At 61.3% G+C, this 6,199-nt stretch carries 6 protein-coding genes; 2 read left to right on the top strand and 4 right to left on the bottom strand.

The window, feature by feature from the left end; all coding sequences use genetic code 11:
* On the bottom strand, positions 1–386 hold a 386-nt coding region (locus Q0O19_RS13590; protein WP_295523841.1), incomplete at its 3' end, for a TorF family putative porin.
* A gap of 197 nt (positions 387–583) precedes the next feature.
* On the opposite strand from Q0O19_RS13590, the gene Q0O19_RS13585 reads away from it, so the two are divergent.
* Positions 584–2,116 carry a YifB family Mg chelatase-like AAA ATPase gene (locus Q0O19_RS13585; protein ID WP_295523839.1) on the top strand — a complete coding sequence of 511 codons (1,533 nt, stop codon included), beginning with the start codon at positions 584–586 and terminating at the stop codon, positions 2,114–2,116.
* Positions 2,117–2,157: 41 nt separating this feature from the next.
* Here the strand turns inward: Q0O19_RS13585 and Q0O19_RS13580 are convergent, their stop codons facing one another.
* From Q0O19_RS13580 to Q0O19_RS13570, 3 genes are read right to left on the bottom strand one after another with little or no spacing between them, the layout of a single operon-like run.
* Positions 2,158–2,928, bottom strand: a complete 771-nt coding sequence (locus tag Q0O19_RS13580) for an SDR family oxidoreductase (protein ID WP_295523837.1) — start codon at positions 2,926–2,928, stop codon at positions 2,158–2,160.
* Between the two features lie 3 nt (positions 2,929–2,931).
* A complete protein-coding gene (locus Q0O19_RS13575; protein ID WP_295523835.1) occupies positions 2,932–3,909 on the bottom strand; it encodes a tripartite tricarboxylate transporter substrate binding protein in 978 nt (325 codons plus the stop codon).
* Positions 3,903–5,225 carry an MmgE/PrpD family protein gene (locus Q0O19_RS13570; protein ID WP_295523834.1) on the bottom strand — a complete coding sequence of 441 codons (1,323 nt, stop codon included), beginning with the start codon at positions 5,223–5,225 and terminating at the stop codon, positions 3,903–3,905. The genes Q0O19_RS13575 and Q0O19_RS13570 overlap by 7 nt, the downstream gene beginning before the upstream one ends.
* A gap of 152 nt (positions 5,226–5,377) precedes the next feature.
* On the opposite strand from Q0O19_RS13570, the gene Q0O19_RS13565 reads away from it, so the two are divergent.
* On the top strand, positions 5,378–6,199 hold an 822-nt coding region (locus tag Q0O19_RS13565), incomplete at its 3' end, for an MFS transporter (protein WP_295523832.1).

Below are 6,199 nucleotides of genomic sequence, written 5' to 3'. Positions count from 1 at the left end.
AGGTTGTTGCCTTGGTACTGGTAGCGCAGGAAACCCACGTCATAGGCCACATCGCCCACAGCGCCTTTGTAGCCCGCATAAAGGTCCAACTCCAAACCGCCTTTGATGCCGCCCACACCCACGGTGGTGCCCGTGTCCTTGATCCACTGAATGCCCGAGGCCCAAGCACCGACATAAAAACCGCTCTTGTCGGCGTAGTCTGCACCGCCTTGCAAGGTGGGCTGCAGACGGGTCTGGGAAATACCGCGGTACCGGTAGTCGGTGACCACGCCCACGTTGTAAGACAAGGTGCTTTCAGGCGCTGCGGGCGCCGTCTGGGCTTGGGCCGCAGAAGCCATGGCGCCGATGGCGGCTGCGATCAGGGTAGGAACGAGGATTTTTTTCATGAGCAACTCCGAATAAAGAAAGGATGACACACAACCCAAGCACTATGCGTGCCAAGTCGTCGTGCACCATCCCCCGTGTAAATACCGGTGATTTTCCCTGTGCGCCATGTTTCAATGGCGCTCAATACAGCCAAATGAATTCAAAAGTGTGCGTCTGATCTCTTTGAAACGCACCAAAACAGGGCAAGGGAGGAGGGATGGGTCTCAGTTTGGTGCGCAGCCGCGCCTTGATCGGATTGCAGGCGCCGGCCGTCACCGTGGAGGTGCACATGGCCAACGGCTTGCCCAGCTTTACTTTGGTGGGACTGGCCGATGTGGAGGTCAAAGAAGCACGCGAACGTGTTCGCTCGGCCATCTTGAACAGTGGCCTCGACTTTCCGCACAACCAACGCATCACCGTCAACCTGGCCCCGGCCGATTTGCCCAAAGACTCAGGCCGCCTGGACCTGCCGATTGCCCTGGGCATTCTCGCGGCCAGCGGCCAAATCGATGCGGCCCGACTGGAAGGCCACGAGTTTGCGGGTGAGTTGTCTTTGACCGGGACCTTGCGACCGGTGCGCGGCGCCCTGGCCATGAGCTTGGTGCTGCGCCAGCAGCAAGTGCGCACCCGCTTGGTCTTGCCACCGGAGAGCGCAGAAGAGGCAGCATTGGTGCCCGACACAGAGGTGTTCAGAGCGCGCCATCTGTTGGATGTGGTTCAACAGTTTTTGCCCCCGTCCCAAGAGCCCCCACCAGAACCCACCGATGGCTGGACTTGCATGGCCCCTATGACCCCCACCAACGGACCCCAATACCCGGATCTGGCCGACGTCAAAGGCCAGGCGGGTGTCAAGCGGGTGCTGGAAATCGCAGCCGCAGGGGGCCATTCTCTGCTCATGGTCGGACCGCCCGGGTCGGGCAAGTCCATGCTGGCACAACGTTTTGCGGGCTTGCTCCCCCCCATGACCATTGAAGAGGCACTGGCCTCAGCGGCCATCGCCAGCTTGGCCGGGCGCTTTGACTTGAGCCGATGGGCACAACGGCCTACGGGCCAACCCCACCACTCGGCCAGTGCGGTCGCTTTGGTGGGGGGCGGCTCTCCCCCACGACCGGGTGAAATTTCATTGGCGCACCACGGAGTGCTGTTCCTGGACGAACTGCCCGAGTTTCCAAGGGCGGCTTTGGAGGCGCTGCGCGAACCGTTGGAGTCCGGCACCATCACCATCGCCCGCGCTGCTCGGCGGGCAGAGTTTCCAGCGCGTTTTCAATTGATCGCCGCCATGAACCCCTGCCCTTGCGGCTACTTGGGCAGCAGCACACGGGCCTGCCGTTGCTCACCTGACCAAGTCAGCCGCTACCAAGGCAAACTGAGCGGCCCTTTGCTGGACCGCATCGATTTGCACATCGAAGTGCCCAGCCTGCCGCCCCACGACCTGCTGAACGCGCCGCTCGGTGAAACCACAGACGCCATCGCCGCCCGCAGTGGGCTGGCACGCCAGCGCGCCGTGGCCCGACAAGGCTGTACCAACGCCCATCTGCAAGGCCAGGCCATCGATGCGCAGGCACAACTGGAAGAATCGGCCACCCGCTTGCTGCAAAAAGCCGCAGCCCAACTCGGTTGGAGCGGCCGCAGCATCCACCGCAGCCTGAAAGTGGCCCGCACGATTGCCGACTTGGCGGGCAGCGAGACCGTCCAGGCCGCTCATGTGGCCGAGGCGGTGCAGTACCGGCGGATCCTCAAGGAGCAGTGAAGCGGCCTGTTCCACGGGCCAGCCTGGCCCAGACCACGACCTCACACCAAAGACAAACCACCGTCCATCATCAAGGTGTGCCCGGTGACCAGGCCCGAGGCCGATGACGCCAGAAACATCACCGCGTGCACGATGTCTTCTTCGGTGCCCGTGCGTTGGAGCGGAATACTTTGCGTCTTGTTGCGCACGTAATCCGCGTTGGCAAACAAGTCTTTCGTCATGCCAGACGGAATGGCCGTGGGGGCCAAGGCGTTCACGCGCACCAACGGTGCCCACTCGACTGCCAGCACCTTGGTCATGTGCGAGACGGCTGCTTTCTGAATGCCGTAAGGCGTGCCCTTGCCTGAGACCACCACCCCATTGACGCTGCCGATGTTCACAATCGCCCCACCGCGCGTGCGCATGGGCTCGCCAAACACCTGGCAGCTGCGGTAAACGCCATTCAAGTTCACATCGGTCAAGGTCATCCAGGTGTCTTCGTCACAACCGGCAAAGTCCGAGCGGATCTGCAGACCGTGTGCATTGACCAGCACATCCAGGCCTTCGGTCTTTGCCACTTCCGCCTGCACCGCCTGAAGCGTTGCCCGGTCTCGCACATCCGCCACGCGCTGCGAAATTTGCGAATGCGGCTCGTGACCTTCAATGGGCGACTGGTCCACGCTCCAGACCTGCGCACCCAAAGACGCAAAGCCCCGGCAAATGGCGGTACCCAAGGTGCCGCGCCCACCCGTCACCAGGACCCGGGCATCCACCAGATCCCGGTAGGGGAAGGCGTAATCGCCTTTGGGCGCAAAGTTACCCAAAGCGGCCATGGCTCAATCCACCGTGGCGCCAGAGATCTTCACCCCCTCGGCCCACATCTCGATTTGGCGGATCACAAACTGGCGAAACTCGTCAGGCTTGTTGCCCACCACGGTACTGCCCAAGTCATTCATTTTTTGCACCACATCAGGCTGCTTGAGCGCTTCGGCCAAGTCCTGCGCCAGCTTGTCCACCACCGGCTTGGGTGTGCCCTTGGGTGCAAAAAATCCGGCCCAAGGCGCGGCATTGAAATTGGCAAAACCTTGCTCAGCCACCGTTTTGTAATCAGGCGCTCCAGGTGCCCGCTGGGGTGTGGTGATGGCAATCATCTTGAGCTTGCCCGCCTTCAGATGTTGCTGGACCGCAGGCAAACCGGTCACGCCCACCATCAAGGTGCCTCCCAACAAGTCGGTGATCATGGGTGTGCTGCCCTTGTAAGGAATATGCGTCAGCTGCACCTGGGCTCTGGCTTTCAGGATTTCCATGCCCAAATGCGAGGCGGTGCCATTGCCGTCTGAGCCAAATGAAAATTTACCGGGCTCTTTTTTCAGCAAGGCAATCAACTCGGGCAGGTTGTTGGCGGGCACCTGAGGGTTCACCACAATCGCGTTCGGGTAGATCGTGGCCTGTGTCAAAGGCTCGAAATCGTTCAAGGGGTGGTAAGGCATCTTCTTGTACAAAGAGATGTTGATCGAATGCGATCCGGTCACGCCGAGCACGATGTTGTAGCCGTCCGGTGCCGCTTTGGCCACCAGGTCCGAGCCCACGTTGCCGCCTGCGCCCGCCTTGTTGTCAATGACCACCGGCTGACCCCACTTGGCACTGAGTTTTTCGGCCACCACGCGGGCGGTGATGTCGGTCGCGCCACCCGGTGGAAAAGGCACCACGATGCGCACTGGCTTATTGGGGAAATCGCTGGTCTGCGCCGCCAAAGGTGCGGCCAAGCAGGCCGTGGCCAGCACAGCGGTCATGGCAAGGGTTTTCTTCAACATGGGGTTTTCTCCTGAGGTGAATTCCAAAACGGGAAAGGTTGGGCATCGGCTGGGGCCATCAACAATTGTTGGGCCCAATTTGAGGCCGAGGCAGCGGACAAACTGCCTTCGCAATAGCCCAGAAACTTTTCAAGCAAGGCCTCTTCGGTGAAAGGCATTTGCGCATCACCGGGGACGGCCGTCACTTCGTGTTCGTGCCGGTTGCCGTCTTGGCAGGCGATCAAGAGACGTGCGCCGCGCAAACCCTGTTGCGTCCAAGGTGCGTCCACTTGCACCTGCACCTTGGCCTCGAGTTCACGCAGCGCAGGGTCCTGAAACTGCGGTTCGCGGTAAACCCAGGGGTCCAGTCGGCCCCATCGCAGCATGGCGGCAAGACCAAAGCTCAATGAAAACTGGGCCTGCAAAGGCGTTTGCGGTGCCCGATTGCCACAGTAAATGGTGGCCTCTTCATAGATCTGAAGCACCACACTGTCCACCGTGTCCAGATCGATCGCGGCCCTCAACGCATCGGCCGCCAAGGCCCCGTAATGCACATGGCGCACCGCCGCATAGGGCTTGAAATAGGCCTGCAGCAATTGAAAGTCCGCCGCATCGTCAAAAGCCAGCGGCGGTTTTCCCAAACCCACACGCGCATATTCCGCCACCGATCCGGCGGGCGCGGTGATGCCGCTGGCCACCGCCAGCGCAGCACTTTGCCCCAGTTGCGCCGAATGGCCCAGATAGGTGTTGCGAGCGGTGTCGCCCGAACGCACCGGCCAATACAAACTCATGGGCAATTGGCAAGCGGCCAGGTTCACGGCCTGCACGATTTGGGCGGGCGTCAAGCCCAGCGCGTGGGCCACCGCAGCCGCCGCGCCCAATGCAGGCCAGTTGCCATCCACATGCATGCCCGGGTTGATGCGCAGGCTGGCCCCCATGCGGGCACCGATTTCGTAACCCACCACAAATGATTTGAGAAACTGCCCGTAGGTCAGCCGAGACGCCATGGGCAACAAGGCCGCCAAAGCCGCCACACCCGGTCGACCATGCGCGCCTGCATGACCCTCGCAGGCTTCGTCCCAGCAAGCGGCCATGGCAAGCACCATCGCGGCATGGCACGCAGTCAAGCCGGGGCCGTCAGGCATCAGGCGAAAGCTGCCCGGGTCCGCCGCCGCAGCGCGTTGCGCCAATTCCGCCACGGGCACGGCGCGCCATCCCGCCACGATGCAGCCCAAGGTGTCCAGCACCAGCTGGCGCGCATGGGTGTTCAACGCGGGGTGTTCTTCCAGATCGACCGCGTTCAAACGCTGCAAAACCGACAACAATTGAGCATCCATATCTTGTCCACTTTTCAACCACTTTAAAGCGAATCCGACCCCGAACGCCGCGCCGATGCGACAGCTTTTCTGACCCGATGCACGCAAGATGAAGGTCTGGCCTGTGGCCGAGTCACCATAATGAACCCATGCGGTATTCACCTCGCCACCCGATGAGAACTTTAGATTTGGGGTCCTTCAGTTTCTGGCTGTCGCTGCCCCAGTTGATCACTTGGGGCAGTGTTTTCTACACCTTCTCGCTGTTGATGACCCCCCTCGAAGCCGAGCTGGGCATGACGCGGGCCGAATCGTCTTTGGCCTTCAGCATGGCGCTGCTGGCCGAAGGTTTGATGGCCTATGGGGTGGGGCGCTGGATCGATGCGGGGAGTGAGCGCTGGGTCATGACGCTGGGCTCCTTGTGGATTGGTGTGGGCTTGGTGGGCCACAGTTTCGTCAGCACGGTCGCTGGTTTTTATGTCGCTTGGATCTGGCTGGGCTTGGGCATGGCGGCCACGCTTTATACACCGGCGTTTGCTCTGGTCACGCGGCGCTTTTCGCAAGACTTCAGGCGCGCCATCATCACCTTGACTTTTTTGGGCGGGCTGGCCAGTACGGTGTTCATTCCGCTGTTCGCCTGGTGGATGGATCTGTGGGGCTGGCGTCAGGCCCTGTGGGCACTGGCAGCGCTGCAGTTTTTGATTTGTGCGCCCTTGCACGCCTGGTTGCTGCAAGGGGCGCCGCGCACAGTGATCGATCCATCGGCTTTGAATGACAAGCCGTCACTGACCTCGGTACGCGAACACTTGCGCCACGCACCATTTTGGCTCTTGGCACTGTTCATGGTGCTGACCATGTCGGTCACCTCGGCCTTGCCCGCCCACATGATCGCCTTGCTGCAAGAGTCGGGCTTGTCACCGGCTTGGGTGATCGCCATTCCGGCGGCCATCGGGGTGATCCAGGTGCTGGGGCGTCTGGTGCTGTTTGTGTTCGAGCGT

The organism is Limnohabitans sp. Rim8 (assembly GCF_945869175.1).
Lineage (GTDB): Bacteria > Pseudomonadota > Gammaproteobacteria > Burkholderiales > Burkholderiaceae_C > Limnohabitans_A.
The sequence above is the reverse complement of the archived record's forward strand: the minus strand, read 5'-3'. Positions and strand labels throughout refer to the sequence as shown.